The 19,939-nt window shown below is 67.7% G+C and carries 22 protein-coding genes; 13 read left to right on the top strand and 9 right to left on the bottom strand.

Annotation, left to right across the window (positions count from 1 at the left end):
- Positions 1–3: 3 nt before the first annotated feature.
- Complete coding sequence (locus GGQ61_RS18125; protein WP_343056191.1) at positions 4–975, bottom strand: HlyD family secretion protein; 972 nt, start codon at positions 973–975, stop codon at positions 4–6.
- 316 nt (positions 976–1,291) lie between these two features.
- Between GGQ61_RS18125 and GGQ61_RS18120 the strand changes: the two genes are divergently transcribed.
- A complete protein-coding gene (locus GGQ61_RS18120) occupies positions 1,292–1,894 on the top strand; it encodes an RNA polymerase sigma factor (protein WP_246371067.1) in 603 nt (200 codons plus the stop codon).
- Positions 1,895–1,993: 99 nt separating this feature from the next.
- Positions 1,994–2,479 (top strand): hypothetical protein, encoded by a 486-nt coding sequence (locus GGQ61_RS18115; protein WP_183775909.1) that lies wholly within the window; start codon positions 1,994–1,996, stop codon positions 2,477–2,479.
- An 874-nt stretch (positions 2,480–3,353) separates the two neighbouring features.
- On the opposite strand, the gene GGQ61_RS18110 is transcribed toward GGQ61_RS18115, so the two are convergent.
- The 7 genes from GGQ61_RS18110 to GGQ61_RS18080 form a co-directional block, all read right to left on the bottom strand.
- Positions 3,354–3,545 carry a DUF2933 domain-containing protein gene (locus GGQ61_RS18110; RefSeq protein WP_183775907.1) on the bottom strand — a complete coding sequence of 64 codons (192 nt, stop codon included), beginning with the start codon at positions 3,543–3,545 and terminating at the stop codon, positions 3,354–3,356.
- Positions 3,546–3,766: 221 nt separating this feature from the next.
- Positions 3,767–4,645 (bottom strand): ribose-phosphate pyrophosphokinase, encoded by an 879-nt coding sequence (locus tag GGQ61_RS18105; protein ID WP_183775905.1) that lies wholly within the window; start codon positions 4,643–4,645, stop codon positions 3,767–3,769.
- Complete coding sequence (locus GGQ61_RS18100) at positions 4,642–6,174, bottom strand: thymidine phosphorylase family protein (RefSeq protein ID WP_343056188.1); 1,533 nt, start codon at positions 6,172–6,174, stop codon at positions 4,642–4,644. The genes GGQ61_RS18105 and GGQ61_RS18100 overlap by 4 nt, the downstream gene beginning before the upstream one ends.
- Positions 6,171–7,529 carry an MBL fold metallo-hydrolase RNA specificity domain-containing protein gene (locus GGQ61_RS18095; RefSeq protein WP_183775904.1) on the bottom strand — a complete coding sequence of 453 codons (1,359 nt, stop codon included), beginning with the start codon at positions 7,527–7,529 and terminating at the stop codon, positions 6,171–6,173. The genes GGQ61_RS18100 and GGQ61_RS18095 overlap by 4 nt, the downstream gene beginning before the upstream one ends.
- A 445-nt stretch (positions 7,530–7,974) precedes the next feature.
- A complete protein-coding gene (locus GGQ61_RS18090; RefSeq protein ID WP_183775903.1) occupies positions 7,975–8,436 on the bottom strand; it encodes a response regulator in 462 nt (153 codons plus the stop codon).
- 67 nt (positions 8,437–8,503) lie between these two features.
- On the bottom strand, positions 8,504–8,758 hold the full coding sequence (locus tag GGQ61_RS18085; RefSeq protein ID WP_183775902.1) for a hypothetical protein: 255 nt from the start codon (positions 8,756–8,758) through the stop codon (positions 8,504–8,506).
- Between the two features lie 124 nt (positions 8,759–8,882).
- Entirely contained in the window at positions 8,883–9,317 is a 435-nt protein-coding gene (locus GGQ61_RS18080) for a hypothetical protein (RefSeq protein ID WP_183775901.1), read from the bottom strand.
- Between the two features lie 338 nt (positions 9,318–9,655).
- Here GGQ61_RS18080 and GGQ61_RS18075 point away from each other — a divergent pair, with 338 nt between their 5' ends.
- The 6 genes from GGQ61_RS18075 to GGQ61_RS18050 all read left to right on the top strand — a co-directional run bounded on the left by GGQ61_RS18075 (position 9,656) and on the right by GGQ61_RS18050 (position 14,693).
- Positions 9,656–10,333, top strand: coding sequence for a winged helix-turn-helix domain-containing protein (locus GGQ61_RS18075; protein WP_183775900.1), 678 nt, complete (start codon positions 9,656–9,658; stop codon positions 10,331–10,333).
- Positions 10,334–10,397: 64 nt separating this feature from the next.
- A complete protein-coding gene (locus GGQ61_RS18070; RefSeq protein ID WP_343056206.1) occupies positions 10,398–11,768 on the top strand; it encodes a sensor histidine kinase in 1,371 nt (456 codons plus the stop codon).
- A gap of 670 nt (positions 11,769–12,438) precedes the next feature.
- Positions 12,439–12,705, top strand: coding sequence for a flagellar biosynthesis protein FliQ (gene fliQ, locus GGQ61_RS18065; protein ID WP_183776084.1), 267 nt, complete (start codon positions 12,439–12,441; stop codon positions 12,703–12,705).
- Between the two features lie 108 nt (positions 12,706–12,813).
- Positions 12,814–13,452: a c-type cytochrome gene (locus GGQ61_RS18060; RefSeq protein WP_246371063.1), complete on the top strand. Its 639-nt coding sequence runs from the start codon at positions 12,814–12,816 to the stop codon at positions 13,450–13,452.
- The gene (locus GGQ61_RS18055) at positions 13,442–14,425 is read left to right on the top strand and encodes an NAD(P)/FAD-dependent oxidoreductase (RefSeq protein ID WP_183775896.1); all 984 of its coding nucleotides are present in this window, start codon (positions 13,442–13,444) and stop codon (positions 14,423–14,425) included. Before GGQ61_RS18060 ends, GGQ61_RS18055 begins: the two co-directional genes overlap by 11 nt.
- Before the next feature lie 43 nt (positions 14,426–14,468).
- Positions 14,469–14,693, top strand: a complete 225-nt coding sequence (locus GGQ61_RS18050; protein WP_183775894.1) for a hypothetical protein — start codon at positions 14,469–14,471, stop codon at positions 14,691–14,693.
- 665 nt (positions 14,694–15,358) lie between these two features.
- On the opposite strand, the gene GGQ61_RS18045 is transcribed toward GGQ61_RS18050, so the two are convergent.
- A complete protein-coding gene (locus GGQ61_RS18045; protein ID WP_183775892.1) occupies positions 15,359–15,679 on the bottom strand; it encodes a hypothetical protein in 321 nt (106 codons plus the stop codon).
- A 145-nt stretch (positions 15,680–15,824) separates the two neighbouring features.
- Between GGQ61_RS18045 and GGQ61_RS18040 the strand changes: the two genes are divergently transcribed.
- The 5 genes from GGQ61_RS18040 to GGQ61_RS18020 all read left to right on the top strand — a co-directional run bounded on the left by GGQ61_RS18040 (position 15,825) and on the right by GGQ61_RS18020 (position 19,889).
- Complete coding sequence (locus GGQ61_RS18040) at positions 15,825–16,379, top strand: DUF2231 domain-containing protein (RefSeq protein ID WP_183775890.1); 555 nt, start codon at positions 15,825–15,827, stop codon at positions 16,377–16,379.
- Complete coding sequence (locus GGQ61_RS18035) at positions 16,376–16,513, top strand: hypothetical protein (RefSeq protein WP_183775888.1); 138 nt, start codon at positions 16,376–16,378, stop codon at positions 16,511–16,513. The genes GGQ61_RS18040 and GGQ61_RS18035 overlap by 4 nt, the downstream gene beginning before the upstream one ends.
- An 85-nt stretch (positions 16,514–16,598) precedes the next feature.
- Entirely contained in the window at positions 16,599–16,898 is a 300-nt protein-coding gene (locus GGQ61_RS18030; protein WP_183775886.1) for a hypothetical protein, read from the top strand.
- Between the two features lie 44 nt (positions 16,899–16,942).
- The gene (locus GGQ61_RS18025; protein ID WP_183775884.1) at positions 16,943–17,140 is read left to right on the top strand and encodes a hypothetical protein; all 198 of its coding nucleotides are present in this window, start codon (positions 16,943–16,945) and stop codon (positions 17,138–17,140) included.
- Positions 17,141–17,252: 112 nt separating this feature from the next.
- Positions 17,253–19,889, top strand: a complete 2,637-nt coding sequence (locus GGQ61_RS18020; protein ID WP_183775882.1) for a vitamin K epoxide reductase family protein — start codon at positions 17,253–17,255, stop codon at positions 19,887–19,889.
- The last annotated feature ends 50 nt before the right edge of the window (positions 19,890–19,939 follow it).

Genomic DNA, 19,939 nt, shown 5'->3' with positions numbered 1-19,939 from the left:
CCTTTACTGCGGCGCGGTCAGACGGGCAGGCCAGGCGGCGCGGGCGTCCCAAAGGATCCAGGCGTCCGCCGGCATGCCGGGCTTGAGCACCCCTTGCGGGTTCGGCGCGTCCAAGGTGACGCCGTAGACCGTCCGGCTGCGCTCGTCCTGCATGTGGATGTCTCGGGGTGTGAACTGGGCCTGGGCGTCCACCCGCGCCACCCGGGCGGTGAAATCGCGCCCCGGGAAAGCGTCGACCCGGATTCGCGCCGGTGCGCCCAACCGGACCTTGCCCAGATCCCGCTCGCCCAAGAAGATCCGCAACTTCACCCGCGTCAGGTCGGCCAGGACCGCGACGGGTTGGCCCGCCGCGACGACCTCGCCGGGCTCGGCCAGACGCTGTAGGACCGCCCCGGTGATCGGCGCCCCGACACTGGTCTTCGCCAGTTGCGAGCGGCTGAGCTCGAGCGCCTTGCCGGCCGCTTGCGCCTGGGCGGCGGCTTCGGCTCGCCGCGCCTTGAGCACGGCGACCTCATCCGCCGCCGCCTGGTAGGTGTTGCGCACGACGTCGAGGCGCTGAGCCGGCGCGTAGCCGTCGCGGGCCAGGGTCTCGAAACGGTCCAGGTCGGTGCGCGCCGTCATCGCGTGGTGCTGCGCCAGACGGATCTGGCTGACGACCTGGGCTTCGGTCTCCGCCGCCGCCGCCAGCTGCGAAGCCGCGCGCTCCGCCTGCAGCGCCACATCCGCGGGTTCGACGCGCGCCACGCGCGCCCCCGCCCGGAGCGTCGCCCCCTCGACCGCGTTGTTCTCCACCAGACGTCCGCCCACCTCCAGGCCCACCCGGACTTCGTCGGCCTCGATGCGGCCGCTGCCGTAGATGACCTGCTCCGGCGCCGGCGCCGGCTTCAGCCGCCAATAGGCGATCGCGGAGCCGCCGACGAGCAGCGCAAGCCCCAACGCCACCAGCAGCGTCGCCTGTCGTGCCTGAATCTTCACCCTGCCCCTCCCGCCGATGGCGTTCGCGCCCTGGGAAGGGCTCGATCAATGACGCCGCGCCCCGCAACGTCTTACAGCTGTGGGCGACATCGGACTGTGACGGCGGTTCGGAGGAATTTGGCAGTACGCGCCGCCGAGATAGAATCCCTCAAACTTTCTTCTATATGAGACAACAAGAAGCAGATTGATCGAGGTCAAATCGAAGGAAGCAGATTGCGGCCAGGATCATCGATGGAGACTTCGAGGGATTCGACCAATGCTTCCACTTTCTGCATCGCAGAGCCCTGACGCCGCGACGTCTACAACATTACAACCATTGGAATCTTCGGCGTCGCCCGGCGTTGCTGATCCCGCCATCGACCGCCTGGGCCGCCGTCTGGCCGCCGAACGCCCCGCTCAGATCCGCTTCCTGCGCAGCCGCCTGCCCTCCCTGGAGGAGGCCGAGGACGCCTGGCAGGACGCCTCCATCAAGTTCCTGCAACACGCCAGGACCCTGCAGGCCGCGGAGCGCCCCGAGGCCTGGATGGCCGTCTCCCTGCGACGCCTGGTGGTCGACCGCTATCGCCGCGCCGCAGTCCGGCGGCGGCTGGCCGAAAGCCTGGCTGTCGAACCCGTCCCCGACGCGGCCGGCGAGACCGAGGACCTGATCTCCCCGACCGCGTGCCTGACAGGCCTCGTGGCCGGCCTGAAGCCCGACTATGCGCAGATCCTGCAGCAGGCCTATCTGGAGGAACAGCCGCTCAAGCAGGTCGCCGAGCGGCTCAGCCTCACCGCCAACAACGCCGCGGTCCGCCTGCACCGGGCCCGCGGCGCCCTGCGCCAGGCGCTGAGCGACAAGTGCCAGGCTTGCGCTCTCGCCGACTGTTGGGCCAAGGCCCGCATCCACCAGATCACCGACGCCCCGGCTCGGGGAGAATGAGGACGATTGTAATGTCCCGGCTGGCCGCGACGTCGAAGGGAAAACCCCTGCGGCGTCCAAAACCCGCTGCGCCGTCCATAAGGCTATGTGAGATCTCGGATGCTCAACGTCATCAGACTTCGCCATAGGGCGCTGACCCTCCTCTTGGGCGCGATCGTCGGGCTCGCCCTCGCCGCCTGCCAGCCCAAGCCGGTCGAGGGGCAGTCGCAGGTCGTGGAGAACCTCCGGCTCGACTACGGCGTCACCGACAGCAGTGTCACGGCGGCGCATCCTCCGGACCACGTCGAAGCGCAGATGCATGGGGGCGCGGCCCGGGGGACGGATCACATCACCCTGTCGGTCTTCGACACCAAGACGAACACCCGGATCGACGACGCCACTGTCATGCTCAACCTCCAGGGTCCAGGCCATCCGGGACACAATACCATGCCGCTTGAGCCGATGACCGTGAACGGCGACACCACCTATGGCGGCTATGTGTCCCTGCGACATCCGGGGCGGTATCGCCTGACCTTCCATGTGGCGCGCGCCGGCCGACAGCACGATCCGGTCAAGGCTGTCTTCGCCTACGTGCGACCCCAATAGCTGAACCTGCCGGCCCTTCGGCGGCAGATCCATGCATGGCGGTTACGGCGGCCATGGCTCAGCCGAATCGGCCGACGACCCCCGAACCCGCTGACGCCTTGCGCGAAGACAAGGATGCACTTGGTGCGCGAGAGGATCGGGCCTCCAAATCCCATCGTCGAATAGATGTCTGTGGAATAGTGCAATGCTGCGTGGAGGGTCGCCATCCAGATCCTGTGGAGGGCGGCGTGGGCCCGAAATTTCCGACGTGTGAAAGCAGGGAGAGGCCGCTGAGACCCACCCCGCGGATCACCATTACGGACATGGCGGCGGCGCAAAGTCCGACTTGCAGGAGGCGCGCGCCGCCCATGTCCTTAGGCTTAGCGATTTCCGCGAGCGCCGGCGAGCGTACCAGCGGGGTCCCTGACGGGCGCGCGAGTCTTTTGCAATTGGGTGACAAGGAATGGGCGGGCGGTCGCCGCTCGAACCTTTCCGGCAGGTCCGCCGGTCACGCATGAATCTGCCCATCTAGATTAGCGGCGACGTTCCAGGACCGGTCTTGTCGAACTGGATCCGCACCAGGGCGCAGATGCTCGCAGCGATGAAGATCAGTTCGAACACGATGACGTCATTGAAAAGGGCGGCTCTGAGAGGGCCCGAAGAAAGGCCCAATGTCCTGCGCGGGCTAACCGCTGAACAGCGGCAGCGCGCCAAAGACGCCGCTGAGAATCTCAGCGGGGGAAGGATTGCGGACGGCTTTGTGTGGCGTCTACTTGTCGCCCGTTTGCTGAAGGCGTCCATCCCGTGGCGACGCGTGAGGCGCCGGACTTGTCTCCCGACGAACTGGTGCGGTCGCAGCTAGGCCGGCACTTCTGGACCCCAGAAGGTCCCGCCCTCACCGCCGCGGGTCGCTCGACGCAGGGCGATCCGTCGGCAGCGCCCGGTCGTCGAGGCCATGCCCGTGAGGACCGCCTTCATCACGCTGACCCTCGCCGTGGCCGCGGTGACCGCCATGCCCGAATAGGTGAAGCGCCACGAAGGCGAGACCCGCGAGGATCCAAATCCAGTTTTGCGAAAGCCAAGCCATGGCATCTCTCCAAGTGTGACGTGCGGGCCGAACACCCGCAGTCTGTGCAAGCGCACCCTTCCGATATCGACGCCGCACACTGCTGAGCCTTACGCACTGGGACGCTCTTCAGCCTCCCACGCCCCGGAGTTGGGAGAGCTGGGCTAAGCGGAGGGGGCGCAGCCCCAGGCCGATAGCAAGGCGAACGGGCTCCCAGGTCCGCGTGAGATCGGCGGTCGGGTTCAGACGCGCAACGCCGTGCTCAGCAGATCCGCGAGGTAGATCTCGTTGCTCGGGTGGGGAACCGCATCGGTGGACACAACCCGCTGCGCCGTCTCGGCGAGGCGCTGATAGGCGTCCTGGGCGAAGAGGGCGTGGACGCCGACGCAGACCGGCGCAACGAGGCCCGCGGCGATCAAGCCCTGTGTCGCTTCGATCATGGTTCGGCCCGACGAGACAATATCGTCGACAAGCACGGGCGTGCGGCCATGCCAGGCTTGGAGGTCCGGCAGGGAGATTCGGACGTCGCGATCTCCGAAGCGCTCCTTGCGAAGCACCACTGCCGGCGCGCCCGCGCCCTCGGCGACCTCCGAGACCCACTGCTCGCTCTCGACGTCCGGACCGATGACCAACGGGAGTGCGACGTTCGCCTTGATCCAGGCGGCGAGAGCCGGGGCGGCATGCACCACCTCGGCGGGAATACTGTAGATCTCTGACAGGGTCTTGCGCCGGTGCAGGTGGGGATCCACCGTGACGATGCGGTCGAACTCGCGGGAGAGCAGGCTCGCGAAGTGCGTGGAGGTCACCGCCTCGCCGGGATGGAACGGCTTGTCCTGGCGCATATAGGCGAGATAGGGCGCGACCAGGGTGAGTTTGGCTGCGCCAAGTTCGCGCGCGGTGCGCGCGGCGAACACCAGGCGCAGGAACTGGGGATCGGGCGCCGCCAGCGTGCAAACCACGACCAGCTCGGCGCCAGCAATGTCGCCGGTGAACCGCAGGTAACTCTCACCGTCCGGGAAGCGGCGTGTCTCCAGCGGCGTGGTTTCGATCTCAAGCGCCGTGGCCAGGCGCCCCCCAAAGGCCTCGTTGCCGGGCATGACGAGCAGCAGCTGGCGCGTCATGGTTCGATCTCGACCAGGTCCGCGTTGCGGGCGGCGTAGTCGAGGGCGTAGGCGAGTTCGCCCGGAGACTGGGCGTGCACGATCATCAGGGGCTGCCCCGCCGCCACCTCGTCGCCGAGCCGCACCGTCATGGCCACGCCAGCGGCCTTGGCCTCCGGTGCGCCGGCCAGCTTGGCCAACCGGGCGACTTTGCGATTGTTGATATGCACCACGCGCCCGCCGCGCTGGGCGCCGAGCGGTTGCGTCTGCGCGGCGGATGGCGGGGTGCGCAGTCCGCCCTGGGCCTCGCAGATGGCCTGGAATTTCGTCCACGCCCGGCCGTCGTCGAGCGCTTGGGCCGCGAGCGCCGCGCCCTCGCCGGGCTTCGCCAGGCCACCGAACTCCAGGGCGGCGCCGGCCAGAACACAGGCGTGCGCGCGCAGGTCGCGGGGGGCGTCCGCGGCGCCTTGCAAGACCGCCAGGACATCCAGGGCTTCGAGAGCCGGCCCGATGCCGCGCCCGACAGGTTGGCTGCCGTCGGAAATCAAGCTCTGGGTGGTGAGGCCGAACGCCTTGGCCACGCGACCAAGCGTCTCGGCCAGCCTAAGGCCGGCCGCCTCGCTGCGCACCTTCGCGGTGGGACCCACGGGGATATCGAGCACCACGTGCGTTGAGCCCGCCGCGATCTTCTTGGAGAGCACCGAAGCGACCAGCTGGCCCTCGGTGTCCACGTCCAGCACCCGCTCCACGCGGATGAAGACGTCATCGGCCGGGCTGAGCTTGACGGCGCCGCCCCAGACGATGCAGCCCCCTTCCCGCTCGACCACCCTTCGGATCGCCGGCAAGTCCAGATCGACCGGAGCCAGGGTTTCCATGGTGTCCGCGGTCCCGGCTGGCGAGGTGATCGCCCGCGACGAGGTCTTGGGCATCGTCAGTCCGAAAGCCGTGACGATCGCCACCACGATCGGCGTCGTGCGATTGCCCGGCAGGCCCCCGACCGAATGCTTGTCGACGACGATCCCGCCCGGCCAGGTCAGGCGTTCTCCGGCGTCGACCATGGCGCGCGTCAGGGCGACCGTCTCGTCATGATCCAGCGGCAGGGCGGACGAGGCGGTCAGGAACGCCGCCAGGTGAATGTCGGTGTAGCGGCCCGCCACCACGTCGGTCACAATCTCTTGGAACGCCTCGGCCGAGAGGCGTTGGCCATAGATCCGCCGGCGGATGCTGGAGAGCGACTCCAGAGCGGGGGCGTGCCGGACCGTGACCGCGGCGCCCTCCTCCACGCCAAGAAGGCTCCAGAGGGATTCCGAGAGACCCGCCTCATCGTGGCCCAGCCAATCGGCGTCGACCTGGTAGAGCGTGGCGTAGGCCTCCCGCCCGTTCGCCGAGAGCGTCACCTGCGCGCGGGCCGTCAGCCCTTCGGCCCGACAGACGTGGCAGTCGGTGCGCATCACGACGATCGCCTCATGCTGGGTGACCAATCCCAGCCGCCGTACCTTGAGTGGCGGCGCCTGGGGGATCGCGTCCGCAGGCTCCAGAGATGGGCTCACAGCTCGTACTTCTCCATCGGCGCCGACACGGTGCACGACCAGCCGAGCTCACCCTCGATCCGGGTGCGCAGCGTCTCAGACGCGTTGGGCTCCCCGTGGACGATGAAGGTGCGCTTGGGAGGCTGCTTGAAGCCGCCCAGCCAGCGCAGGATCTCTTCGGCGTCGGCGTGGGCCGAGAGCATCGGGAGGTTCTCAATCTCGGCGGCGATCCGGATCCACTGGCCGTGGATCTTCACCTCCTTGGCGCCGCCGAGCAGGGCCGCCCCACGGGTGCCCGCCGCCTGGAAGCCGGAGAATAGGATCGTGTTGCGTCGATCCGGGCCGTAGGCCTTCATGTGGTGAAGCACACGCCCGCCGGTCGCCATGCCGCTCGCGGAGATGATCACCTTCGGCATGGTGTTGCGCGTGATCTCCTTGGAGGCTTCCACGTCGCGGGTATAGGTCGCCACCGCACAGGCGGCGCGACAGACCTCCGGCGTGAGCCGGTGGTCGTCCAGGTGGCTGCAGAGCAGTTCGCTGACGTCGATGGCCATCGGACTGTCGAGGTAGACGGGCACCAGCCCAATGCGGCCGGCCTGCTTCAGCTTCCAGATGTGATAGAGCAGCGACTGCGCGCGTCCGACCGCGAAGGCCGGGATGACGACGGTGCCCCCGCGTTGAACGGTGCGTTCGATCACGCGGCCCAGGGCATCGGTCGGATCGGTCCGCTCGTGGCGCCGGTTCCCGTAGGTCGACTCGACGATCAGGAAGTCGGCCTCGGGCACCACCTCCGGATCGCGCATCATGGCATCATCGTAGCGCCCCAGATCGCCGGAGAAGACCACCTTCTGGCCGGCCCAAGCGATCTCCGCGGTCGCGGCGCCCAGGATGTGACCGGCGCGACGTAGCGTCAGGCGCGCTCCGCCGGGCAGCTCGACGGGTTTGTGGACCTCGGCGGGCGAGAAAAACTCCATGGCCCGCTCGGCGTCTCGCACGCCGTAGAGCGGAAGCGCTGGCTTGTGCCTTGAATAGCCATGGCGGTTCGCATTTTCGGCGTCGCTCTCCTGGATGTGGCCGCTGTCGCGCAGGATGATGTCGCTGAGTTCCAGCGTCGCATGGGTGCTGACGATGCGCTTGCGGAAGCCCTCCTTGACGAGCCTCGGCAGGTAGCCGGAATGATCGAGGTGGGCGTGGGTGAGGACGACGGCGTCCAAGCCGTCAGGAGCGACCGGGAACGGCGCCCAATTCTGCTCGCGTAGCGCCTTCTGACCCTGGAAGAGCCCGCAATCGACCAGGATCGAGCGGCCGTCGTACTCGAGCAGGTGTTTGGAGCCCGTGACGGTGCCGGCGCCGCCGAGGCTGGTCAGATGGAGCATGGTGAGTCCTTGCGTAAGAGGCCGCCGCCGAGGCGACAGCCCGGTCAGGTACGGACGCAGTCCCGCCGACGAGATTACGCTCCGGGCGCTGGTCGCCCTGTCGTAAAGACGCATGCCGCGAGGTGAGGTCGATGCCCCGGCCGGTCTATCGTGGAGCCCCGCGTTCGATCGGCGCCTAGCTTCCGCCAAACTCGCCGGTTCGTCAGTGGCTCATGAGCGTCGCGCCAAGTGTCGATGGCGTCGCGCTCACGCGGGGTCCACCCGTCGGCCCGGACGAGTTCGGAATACAACTCGCGCGCCTGTTTCTTCGGGTCTGGCGCGCTGCCGAACGTCCGAAGACGCTTCCTCGCGGCCATGAGGGCTTCACTGCGACTCGCTGACATCCAGAAGCCTCGACGGGCCAAATTGGGGAGGTGACGCCCTGAAGCTGGCAGGTATTACCAGGTCACGCCCGACTAAGTATGGGCCGCCAGGGAGTGGAACGACGAGATTCCTGACGCCGCGGACGGTCTATATGGTGAGTGTTCCTGCTTGCCGCATGGCGTCTCCGACTCTCATCGACCGCTCCACGGCTCCTCCGGGCCCCCGGCGCACGCCGCGAAACCCTCCCCGCGAAATTGGCCGTGCGGAGAAGCTGGCTGGCTTCGAAGATCCCGAATCCGCCGCTCATCGCCACGATCCGGGTCGAGGGCCAACGCCGCCGGACTTCCATAATCACTTCGACGCCGTCCTTGTCCGACATTAGCAGGTCGGTCAGCAGCACGTCGGGCCGTCTCGCCATCAGCGCGATGGCCGCACGGCCGCCGTCGGCCTGCAAGCAGTCATAGCCGACGTCCGCCAGGATCTCAGAGATCAGGTCCCGGCATGCGGGGTCGTCTTCCACGACCAGGACGACCTCGCGACCCATAAGACTCCGTCACCCCGCCTAGACGCTCGGGTCCTAAAGGGCCTACGCGGGAGATCGCGCCTCGCCCTCATCCCGCTCGTGGCGGCGCTTCGGAGACCTGAGGAGCGAAATGCTGGGCGTATCGCCGGCGGGCCAGGAGCCTTTTGTCGCGATCGAAGACGAGGACCTCGGCGCAACCAGCCTGGGCGGCCGCCTGTTGGGCGAGTTGCTTGGCCTTGGCTTCCGCGCGCCCCCCGGAGAGGAACATGAGCGGTAGGCCTGCAGGTTGTTCGACCGCCCAGCCACCCGGAACCGGCACGACCGAATAGGTCCAGGTCTCCATCTTTGGCTCCCTCCCGTCCAGGCGCGCCTTACGCCCCGAAACTACACCCTCACAGATGCCTTGCGACGCCCTTTCGTGAAGCGATCGCGCTCGGCCGCGCGGCGGCGAGCTCAAGGACTCGGATTCAATGGCTGCGCCCGCCCCCGCCGTGCCCACCGCCGAAATGGCCACCGCCACCGTGGCCGAAGCTTGAGTGGCCTCCGTTAAAGTGGCCGCCGCCGCGGTGGCCGCCACTGAAGAAGCTGAGGCCGAAGGAGCCGTAGAACGGCCTTGAATAGTAGTTCGGGCCCCAAGGATCGTAAGCATAGGAGGAATAGCGCGGGCGGGGCGGCGGAGCCGCATCGGTGGCGACCGGCACGACGCAGACGGCCTCCGCCGGCAGGGCCGGGTCGGCCGATGGCGGCAAGGCCGGCGTCGCCGCGATCGCGCCCGGACTGCCGCACGGCACGACGTAATAGACGAACGGCGGCGGGGCGGGACCGACGGGTTGTGCGACGCCGATGGCCGGCGCGGCCAGTCCGGCTGTCGCCATCACAGTTGCACAGATGATCTTGATCATGGGGGGCGCTCCTCTGCGCCAAGCGAGCAGACCAGATGGACCCGCCAGGTGTCGTGCGCATGGGAGCAGGATGAATTCCGTTTCATCATGGCGGCTCCGAAGCCCCGACCGCGAACATGAAATCGAGTTCACACCGGCCCCACTCGCCTGAAAGTTCCCGGCCGTATCTTGGTCGGTGGCGGCGCGGTGACGCCGAGCGGTCCACCTGCCCCCCGTGGACGCGCTCGAGGCGCCGGCCAAGCCCGCCAGCTGCCGGTCGATCCCGCCGGCAGCTGGCGGCGATCGCCGAGACTGACATCCCCCTGGATCGAATGCCGAGGACCCTTCAGACTCTGCCCATGAAGCTTCTCTTGATCGAGGATGACCGCGCGACGGCCAGCTATGTCCAGCAGGGCTTGGCCGAGCTCGGCCACGCCTGTGACCACGCCGAGACCGGGCTCGACGGGCTGACGGCCGCGCTCACGAACCCCTACGACGCGATCATCCTCGATCGGAACCTGCCGCAGCTGGATGGTCTCTCCGTGCTGCAAGCGCTGCGGTCGCAGGGCCAGGCCACACCGGTGCTGATCCTCAGCGCGCTCGGGCAGGTCGACGATCGGATCAAGGGCCTGGACGCGGGCAGCGACGACTATCTGACAAAGCCGTTTTCGTTCGGGGAACTGATGGCGCGGATCGCCGCCATCGTCCGGCGGGGTTCCGGCGCGGCCACGGCCACCACGACCCTTCAGGTGGGCGATCTGGAGCTCGACCTCTTAGGGCGCTCGGCCAAGCGGGGCGCCCGACGCATCGAGCTGCTCAACAAGGAGTTCCAACTCCTCGAATACTTCATGCGCCATGCTGGCCAGGTCGTAACACGCACCATGCTTCTCGAAGCTGCGTGGGATTACAGCTTCGATCCCGGAACCAATGTCATAGACGTCCACGTGAGCCGGCTCCGCGGCAAGCTGGAGCACGGGGACGAGCCGCCGCTGCTGCACACGGTCCGCGGCGCCGGTTACCAGCTTGACGCGCGTTAGTCCGCCCCGGCGCCGACCCCAGGCCGCAGCGTTCCGGGGGGCGCTCTGGATCACCTTGATCGCGGTGATCACGACCGTGGTGGCGTTGAGCGTCCAACATTTTCAGACCGTCCGCGTGCTGAAGATCGAACTCGAGCACCTGCTCGAAGGCGAGGCGGACGCGCTCGTCCTCCGCTATCGTGACGGCGGCCTGGGCGGCCTGGCCAGCTACATCGATGAGCAGACCCGGACGCAGCGGCGCGACGTGGTCTACATGGTCTCCGACGGCGCCGGGCGGCGTCTGGCCGGCAATGTCTTAGTCTGGCCAGGCGGGTTGGCGGCCGAGCACCTGGCCATCACGACCGTGCAGGTGCGGCGAAGCGGTCAGGTCCAATCGAGACGAATCGAGGCCGAGGTCCGCACCCTCGGGCCGGACACGCGGCTCTTGGTCGGGCACTTGGCGGACAGCCGCATCGCGCTCGGGCGTCGCTATTGGGTGTCCCTCGCCCTGTCGGTGCTGGCCACCGCCGTGCTCGGGCTGAGCCTCGGCTGGCTCGTCAGCCGGCGCGGCGTGCGCGTAGTGCGGGCGGCGGCCGACACGGGCGATCGATTCCTAAGCGGTCACTTGGATGAGCGGCTCAAGGTCTCACCCCGCGACGACGAATTCGATCGCCTGGCCGAGGTGTTCAACGCCTGCCTCGACGAGATCGAGCGCATGGTCCGGTCGCTCCGCGCCGCCACCGATGGCCTGGCGCACGACCTGAAGACGCCGCTGACACGGATCAAGGCGCGGCTAGAATTGGCGGCGCTACGCGGGCACGAGGCTCCGCAACAAGACATCCTGGCGGAGACGGCGCGCGACCTCGACGCCCTCTTGGCGCTGGTGAATGGGCTGCTGGTGCTGGCCAGGGCTGACGCCACCACGGCCGATAGCTTCGTGGCGCTCGACCTCGCCGCGGTCGCCCAGGAGGCCTACGACCTCTACGCGCCGCTGGCGGAAGACGCGGGGCAGCATCTCCTCCTTCGACTCTCGCCGGCGCCGGCGCGCGGGGTTTCGAGCCTGCTCCTCCACGCGACCGCCAACCTGATCGACAACGCCATCAAGCATGGGAACCCAGGTGGGCAGATCGTCGTCGCCACGGGAATCGACGGTGCGGCCAGCAGCCTCACCATTGGCGACCGAGGGCCGGGGATTGCACCGGACGCGCGGGAACGGGCGGTGCAGCGCTTCAGTCGGCTGGACGAGAGCCGCTCCACGCCCGGCAGCGGTCTTGGCCTATCCCTCGTGGCGACCGTCGCGCGGGTCCATCGTGGCCAGCTCGTGCTGGCGGACAATCAGCCCGGGCTCAGGGCGGAGTTACGCTTGCCGCTGAGCCCGGACCGGGACCTGCGCCCCGCCCGCGCGGCGAAGGAGGTCACCGGTGAGACCGGCCGTGTGATCGGAACGGAAGGGTGAAGCGCGCGCCCCAGCCGCCATAGGTGCGATTGGGCGCATACCCATAGGCGCCGTATGGACGGGTGGAGCCGACCGCAGAACCGTAGCTGTGACGGGCGCCGTAGTCATAGCGGGCGCCGCCGTAGTAGGCACGGTCGTCCTGGTACGTTCTCGCGGCGCCGTAAGGGTTCGCGCGCCAGGGGCTGGCCGATGCGCATAAGACGCGCCGGGATGGCCGTAGGGCTGCGCCGAGGCGGCCGAGGCGATCGTGAGGACGGCCGTCGCGGCGGCGGCGGCAAGAAGGCGTTGCATGGGATGCTCCTTGGACTGGCCGACAGAAGGTCGGCGAACAGGAGCGTTGTCGCCCACCCGGATGTCGTGGACCGCAAGCGGACGTGACATCGGATTTAGGCGATCTGGCGCGCGCTGAGGGTTGGACGGGACCCGGCGCGTAAACCCATTAGCAGTGCTGGCAGGGGAATCCTGTGGTCCGCGAGAAGACAAGACCCGATCGCGCGAGCGGCCGTCGGCGCGGCCCACTCTTTTGGATGGCGGCGCTCCTCGTCGCCGCCGTTATTGTCGGACTGACCGCCTATGAAGTCGTCGGAACGAGCACACCCAAAGCAGATGGCCGGATCTGGATCTCCGAGTCACATCGGGATTTCCACGGGTCCCCACCCGCACCGCGGCGCTGATGGACGGCGCCGAGGTCCTCGACGTGGCGCGCGACGCCATCTGGCTGACGGTTCTAGTCTCGGCGCCGGTATTGACCGTCGGCCTGGTTGTCGGCGTCGTGATCGGACTTTTGCAGGCCCTGACGCAAATCCAGGAGCAGACGCTCGTTTACGCGCCCAAGATCGTGGCGATCTTCATCGCGCTCCTGATCTTCCTGCCGATGATGGCCGCCCTCATGAAAGGCTTCATGGAGAATATCGCGCAGCGGATCGCGGCCATGTAGCGCCGCCCGGCGGCGGACCTGACGACATTAAACCAAATTCATGTTCGAGACAGGCGCCCCCCACTGGGAGCCCCTCAATCTCAGCGAATCTCTAAGGGAGGCAAGAGTATGCAGGTGATGGGCTGGGATCTGAGGCATCCGAGGACGCACCTCGGAATCGTCGTCGTGCTTGGCGCGGCTGGGCTGCTCGCGGCAGCGGCGGTCGGCGTGACGATCGGGCTGGGGCTCTACAACATCGGCGCCGACGCCCCTCACACGCGACCGGTCTACAAGGTGCTGGAAACCCTGCGCGACCGGTCCATCAGCGTCAGGGCGGCGGGCGTCAAGGCCCCGGCGAACCTGAACGACCCGAAGCGGATCGCCAGCGGCGCGGGGCTCTACACCGAGATGTGCAGCGGCTGCCATCTGGCGCCCGGCCTCGAAAAAACCGAGATGAGCCAAGGGCTCTATCCGCAAGCCCCTGAGCTCTGGCGGCACGCAGACCTCTCCGCAGGCGAACAATTCTGGGCGATCAAGCACGGGATCAAGATGACCGCGATGCCGGCGTGGGGACGAACCCACAGCGACGAGCTGATCTGGGACATGGTGGCCTTTGTCCGCCAGCTGCCCAAGATGTCGCCCGCACAGTACCAAGCCGCCATCAAGAGCGCTCCCGCGGGCCACGACGAGATGATGAAGGAAGGCGGGATGCCTGGCATGGCGATGCCCTCCAAGGAGTCAGACGGGCACACTGGCGATGGCCACTGAGCCGCAGACACACGAGAGCCCCCGCCCTAACGATGGGGTCGATCCGAAGCCTTCAGCGGACGACATCTTCGATTGTCTGATCCTCGGCGCGGGTCCGGCCGGCCTCGCTGCGGCGCTCTATCTGCGGCGGTTTCGCCGAACGGTGCTGGTGGCCGACGGCGGACAGAGCCGCGCGGGCTTAATCCCACGCAGTCACAATTTCCCCGGTTTTGCGGGGGGTGTCCGCGGGCAGGACTTGCTCGCCCAACTGCGCGAACAGCTGGCGCAGTTTGGGCCCGTGGATTGGGTAGGTCAGGTGATGCGGTTAGATAGCGTCGACGACACCCTTTGGCGCGCGACCCTCGCGGACCGGGCGGTGCTCGGCCGCACCGTTCTCTTCGCCACCGGGGTGATTGACCGACGACCGCCGATCTCCGAGCCCGAGCAGGCGATCCGTGAGGGGCTGCTTCGGTTTTGCCCCATCTGCGACGGGTTCGAAGCCATGCTGGACAGGATCGCCGTCATCGGCATGGACGATCACGCCGCACGCGAGGCGTTGTTCCTCCGGGCTTACAGCCCCAGCGTCAGCCTGCTGACGCTGGGCTCCAACCATAAGGTCTCGCGGGTCAGCCACGAGGCGCTGGACCGCGCGGGCGTCCCGTTGATCGTGGTGCAGCCGGATGGCCTTAAGGTCCAGGACAATCGGTTGCACGCCTTGCGGATCGACGGATCGGAGCTCGAGCCCTTCGAAGTGGTCTACGGCGCCCTGGGCGTCGAGCCACAATCCAGTCTCGCCGAGACCATCGGGGTGGTCACTGACGGGTCCGGGTGTATCCTCGTCGATGAGCACCAGCGCACCTTCTTGCCGGGCGTCTATGCGGCTGGCGACGTGGTGCGGGGTCTCGACCAGATCAGCGTCGCCGTCGGCGAAGCGGCGATCGCCGCGACCGCGATCCACAATAGCCTGCCGCCTGTGCGCGCCGTCCATGACTGAAGCAGCGCGGCCGAGAGCCGCTCGCTAAGGAGGCGCAATGTCAATGGTCACGGTCTACCACTTCACCTACCCTGCGGGCGGCGCGCCCACTTCCGCCAATCGCTTAGCGACCCGTGAGGCGATCGAAGCCCTGCCTGGCGCAGAGCGCCTCCTTTGCACCGGGATCGCCGTTCGCGCCACGGCCGTCGAGAACGGATTTCTCAGCGCCGAATATGACTGGACCGAAGGCGCCGCCGAGTCCGCCTCCGATCTAAAGCCGGATCAATAGGTTGTCCTCGCCCCGGACGCAGGCTGAACCCGGGTCCGGATGTTCTCGGGCCCTACCAGCCATGGTGGCGGTCGACGTGGTGGGGGCGGTGATGGCCACCATACGCGTAGCCGGGGGGTCCGACCGGGCCGTGGCCGTAATTCGGCGCAGCGCTTGGCCCGTACCAGACGCGCGTCCCATGTGGGTAGACGTAGACCCGAGGGCCCGGCGTCCAATACGGCGCAGAGTAGCCCGAGTAACCGGCGTAGCCGCGGTAAGCGGGCAGATAGTCGCCTCGCGGGTAGGTGCTATAGCCATGTTCCACCCATCTCCCCGCCGGTCTCGCGGCATCCGGTCGTGCGCAGAGGCTACGGCGGGGAGCGCCAGGGCCGAACAAAACAGGATCATCTTCAAACAACGTGTCATGGCGCGCCTCCTGTCGTCACCACAGGTCGCCCCTTCGAACGAGCGGCCCGCGTGGCGGAAACGCCGGGAAAGACGGGGCGCGACCGAGATGGGTCGCTGGCGGGGATCGGGCCAGCTCAGCCACCAGAGCCGATCGGGGGCTCTAATCTGGATACGCGCGACTTAGGCTGGGGCCCTCATGGCGTCGAGCGCTGCGCGGTCAGGGTTCCGCAGATCAGTTTGGTAGCTGAGCCGCGACGAGGACCGCATTGTCGCAATTGCTAGGATATGGGTGGCGGCGCGGTGTAAGGATGCGGCGCCAGCCGCGGCCGGCCATGATGGCCGTAGCCGTACTCCCCGACGTCGAGTTGCAGGAGACAGTTGGCATAGGCTTCGGTGCCCGGCGAGAAGCCGTAGGTGACGCACGCCTGCCGGTGTCGAGCCGCCATCTCCGCGGCGCTAATGCACCCACTGAGGCCGAGCGACAGCAGTGCAGCCGAGGCGGTGACGGCGAAGCGTCTTGGCGCGCGCCAGGCGCGATCCTGCTCACCGGCCGCAGGACCACGCCCGATCTGGATCAGCAAGGCAAGGGGTTCGGGCATGGGTACGCTCCAGACGCTGCGGCCTGCTCTAAGACGCATACGCCCCAGCCGGGTCTAGTCCCTCAAAACGCCAGAAATCACTACCCCGCCGGAAGGTTTCGCGGGACGCCTGCGAACCGGCGGGTGTTCTCCAGGACAGGCCACCATGGACCATCACACCCACACATCGGGGACCGGCAGCACGGCGGCGCTAGGGGGCCACCCGCTCCACCCCATGCTCGTCGGATTTCCGATCACGCTCTTCATCGGCGCCTTCGTTACGGACGTGGTCTACCTCGCAACGAGCGGAGCGTTCTGGGCGCAAAGCTCCGTTTGGCTGCTCGCCGCAGGCGTCGCGATGGGGCTGCTCGCCGCCGTTCCCGGTGCGATCGACCTGCTCACGATCGAACATGCGCGGCGCTGGCGCCTGGCCTGGATCCATGGCCTGATGAACCTTGGCCTTGTGGCGCTGGCCGCGATGAACCTCATCCTACGCCGGCGCGAACCGGAAGCCGCCGTGGCCCCATTCGGGGTCGTCCTGTCGGCCATCTGCGTCGGATTGCTCGCCATCACTGGCTGGCTCGGCGGTGAGATGGTCTATCGGCATGGCGTCGGCGTCTCCAAGGCGGTGGGCGCCGAGGATGCGGACGCATCACACGATGCCGCCGCGGCGACGGGGAGCGCCGCCCACGGCAGCGAGCACGCCGCGGCGACGCGGTGATCCTGACCATGCTGCGCGACATCCTGCTCTATTCGATGATCGGATTGGCGGTCTATCTCGTCGCGGCGTTCTTTGCGCGCTTGCAGCGCAAGGCCCGCGGACGCGGTTCGCAACAGGGCCGCCGTCTCTTCTAACCAAACATCAGCTCATACGATCGCCGATCTAAGGGCTGGAGTTCGCCTGACGCGTATCCCCAAGGACGGGGTGAAAGGTGCGCAGATGAGCGAATGCCTGGACCGGCTGATGGCAGACCTGGCGGCGACGCCAGCCGATGCGCGATTCGATAGCATGGAAGCCGAAGTCCTCCGCAGAATCGTGGCCCTGCGAGAGGAGGCCCGCGTTCTGGCGGAGCTCCTACCGGTACGGGTCGCCTCGATCATGCTGGCGCTGGCGATGGGCGTGACCACGGGCTCCACGCTCGTCGCGTCGGCCATGGTCACGCCGAGGCATTATGCGGTGTTTTCCAGCGCCGGTCACTTCGCCCCGTCCACCCTTCTTGAGGGCGAGATTGAGCGTTAGGCTCCGACGCCCCTGAGACGTCGATCACAGAGGAGGCTCGCAGCATGACAGTCATGGTGGTGATCGGGAGGATCTTCCTCGGCTTGGCTTTTCTGGCCCTCGTCACAGCGTGGGTCAGCGAGATGCGCGGCGGGCCAGTCTTTGGTCTGTCCCGGCAGCATCTCTTCGGCGACGCCACGGTCATGGCCTTGCTGGGTATCGGAGCCATGATCGACGCCTTCTGGCATGCCCGCAACCGTTAGCCGTCGCGCCGGGCGCGGCGGCGGAAAACCGACTTGGTTCTGCTGGGTGGCCGCGGGTCCGCGCGTATCCCCATAGAGCGAGTCCAGACGACTGAGGCGAAGGGAACGCACGATGGCGGAACGCGAGTTCGTGCTGGTGACCGGCGGCAGCGGCTTCATCGGCAGCGCGGTGATCAAACGCCTGGCGCAGGACTACCAGGTGGTGGCGCTGGACCGCGCCGGTCCGCCGGACCCCCCCGCTGAGGCTGACGCGGTCGATTTCGACCTCGGAACCGACGAGGGGGTCGCCAAGGCCCTGGAGGCGGTCCGCGCCCGTTTCGGCGGCCGGATCGCCTCTGTCGTCCATCTGGCCGCCTACTTCGATGTCTCCGGCAAGCCCAATCCGCTCTACGACAAGATCACGGTTCAGGGCGCGCGACGTCTGATCGAGGGCCTCCGTGGATTCGAGGTCGGCCAGTTCATCCTGGCGAGCACCATGCTGGTGCATCAGCCGACCGACCGGCCGGACAAGACCATCAACGAGGACTCGCCCATCGCGGCGGGCTGGGCCTATCCGGAGTCGAAGGTCAGGAGTGAAGCCCTGCTGCGCGAGGAGCATGGCGACATTCCCCTCGTGCTGCTGCGCATCGCCGGCGTCTACGACGACCTGGCCCACTCCCCCTTCGTCGCTGAGCACGTGGCGCGCATCTACGAGCATCGGCTGACCGCGCACGTCTACCCGGGCATGCTCTGCGCCGGGCAGTCCTTTATGCATCTCGAGGATCTGGTCGACGCGATCGCCAAGCTCGTCGCGCGCCGCGCCCAACTGCCGCCCGAGCTCCCTCTGTTGCTCGGGGAGCCGGAGGCGATCGGCTATGGCGAGGTGCAGGACATCATCGGCCGGACGCTGCACGGCGAAGACTGGGACACGGTGCGCATCCCCAAGCCCGTCGCCAAACTGGGCGCCTGGTTGCAGACCGAGGCGCTCGGCGACCAGAAGTTCGTCAAGCCCTGGATGGTCGACCAGTCGAACGACCACTATGTGCTCGATATAACCCGCGCCCAAACCCTGCTCGATTGGACGCCGCGGCACAGTCTCAGGGCCACCCTACCGAAGATCGTGGACGCGCTGAAGCGCGATCCCCAGGGATGGTACGAGACCAATGGCCTGGATTCTGCGGTCGTGGCCTGGAATCGGCCGCATGACGCGTCGCACGCGCCCGGCCAGGACGCCGCCGTGCCCGCCGAACCGCCCAGAACGGGCGACCAGATGGCGCATCATCCGGACCCGTCGGCAGCGGCAGGCGCCGCGCCAGGTGGACAGCACGCCACACACGGCGGGGGCGGACACGACCACATGGCGATGATGGAGGCCGACGCCCGCCGCGTCCGCTGGGCGCACTTCGCCAATATCGGCCTGGGCCTCTGGCTCGCCGCCAGCCCGTTCATCTACGACGGGCTGGGCGCGGCCGCGGCGAGCCCGCTGGTTCGGGCGGTGACCGAAGACCGCGGGCTGGCCAGCCTCGATGCGCGGGCCACCGCGCTCCTCCTGAGCGATCTCCTCAGCGGCCTGGCGATCGCCGGGTTCGGGACGCTTTCGCTCTCCAGGCGAACGGCCTGGTTCGCCCAATGGGCCAATACCTTCGTGGGCCTCTGGCTGCTCTTCGCACCGATGCTGTTCTGGACGCCCAGCGCCGCGCAATACCTCAACGACACTCTCGTGGGCGTGCTCGTGATCGCGTTCTCGGTGCTCATCCCGATGATGCCGGGGATGAGCATGGCCGGGATGATGGACCCGAAGAACATTCCCCCAGGCTGGACCTACTGTCCCTCGACCTGGGCGCAGCGCGTGCCGATCGCCTTGCTGGGCCTGATCGGCCTGCTGATCTCCCGCGTGCTCACCGCCTATCAGCTCGGGCACATCGACGCGGTGTTCGAGCCGTTCTTCGGCGGCGATCCTGCCAACCTGAAGAACGGCACAGAGGAGATCATCTCCTCCTCCGTCTCGAAGGCGTGGCCGGTCCCCGATGCGGGCCTGGGCGCGATCAGCTACACGCTCGAGATCCTGATGGCGGTCATGGGCGGGCGCGACCGCTGGCGCACGATGCCGTGGATGGTGACCTTCTTCGGCATCCTGGTCATCCCGCTGGGTGTGGTCAGCATCTATTTCATCATCATCCAGCCGATCGTCATCGGCACCTGGTGTACGCTCTGCCTGCTGGCGGCCCTGGCGATGCTGGTCATGATCCCGTTCGCGCTGGATGAGGTGATCGCAATGGGACAGTACCTCTGGTGGGTGCATTGCACCGGAAAGCCGGTGATCCGCACCTTCTTCCAGGGTGGCCCCGTGGACGCGGGCAAGGTGGACGACGCCGACGCGCTGGCCAGCCCCAGCGCCTTCTGGAAGGATTCGGTGCGGGGGATGACCCTGCCCTGGACGTTAGTGGTCAGCGTCGCTGTCGGCGGCCTCCTGATGCTGACGCGGGTCGTGTTCGGAGCCTCCGGCGAGATGGCCAACAGCGACCATGTCATCGGCGCGCTCGTGATCACCGTCGCGATCATCGCCACCTCGGAGGTCGCGCGCGCGCTCCGGCTGGTGAACGCAGCGCTGGGCCTTTGGCTCGTCGCCGCGCCCTTCCTATTGAGCGGCGACACGCCGGTGGGCCGCATCGCCAGCATCGCGCTGGGGCTCGCGCTCGTTGCGCTCAGCCTGCCGCGCGGCCGCCGCAGTGGCGAACATTATGCGAGCTGGGACAGGCTGGTGCTATGAGCTCCGGCGAGCCGCGGGTCACCCGGCCCGGAGGGCTCCCGAGAAGCGGA

Origin of the sequence: Phenylobacterium haematophilum (assembly GCF_014196295.1) — a bacterium.
Taxonomy (GTDB): domain Bacteria; phylum Pseudomonadota; class Alphaproteobacteria; order Caulobacterales; family Caulobacteraceae; genus Phenylobacterium; species Phenylobacterium haematophilum.
This window is presented reverse-complemented; position numbering and strand designations above follow the sequence as displayed.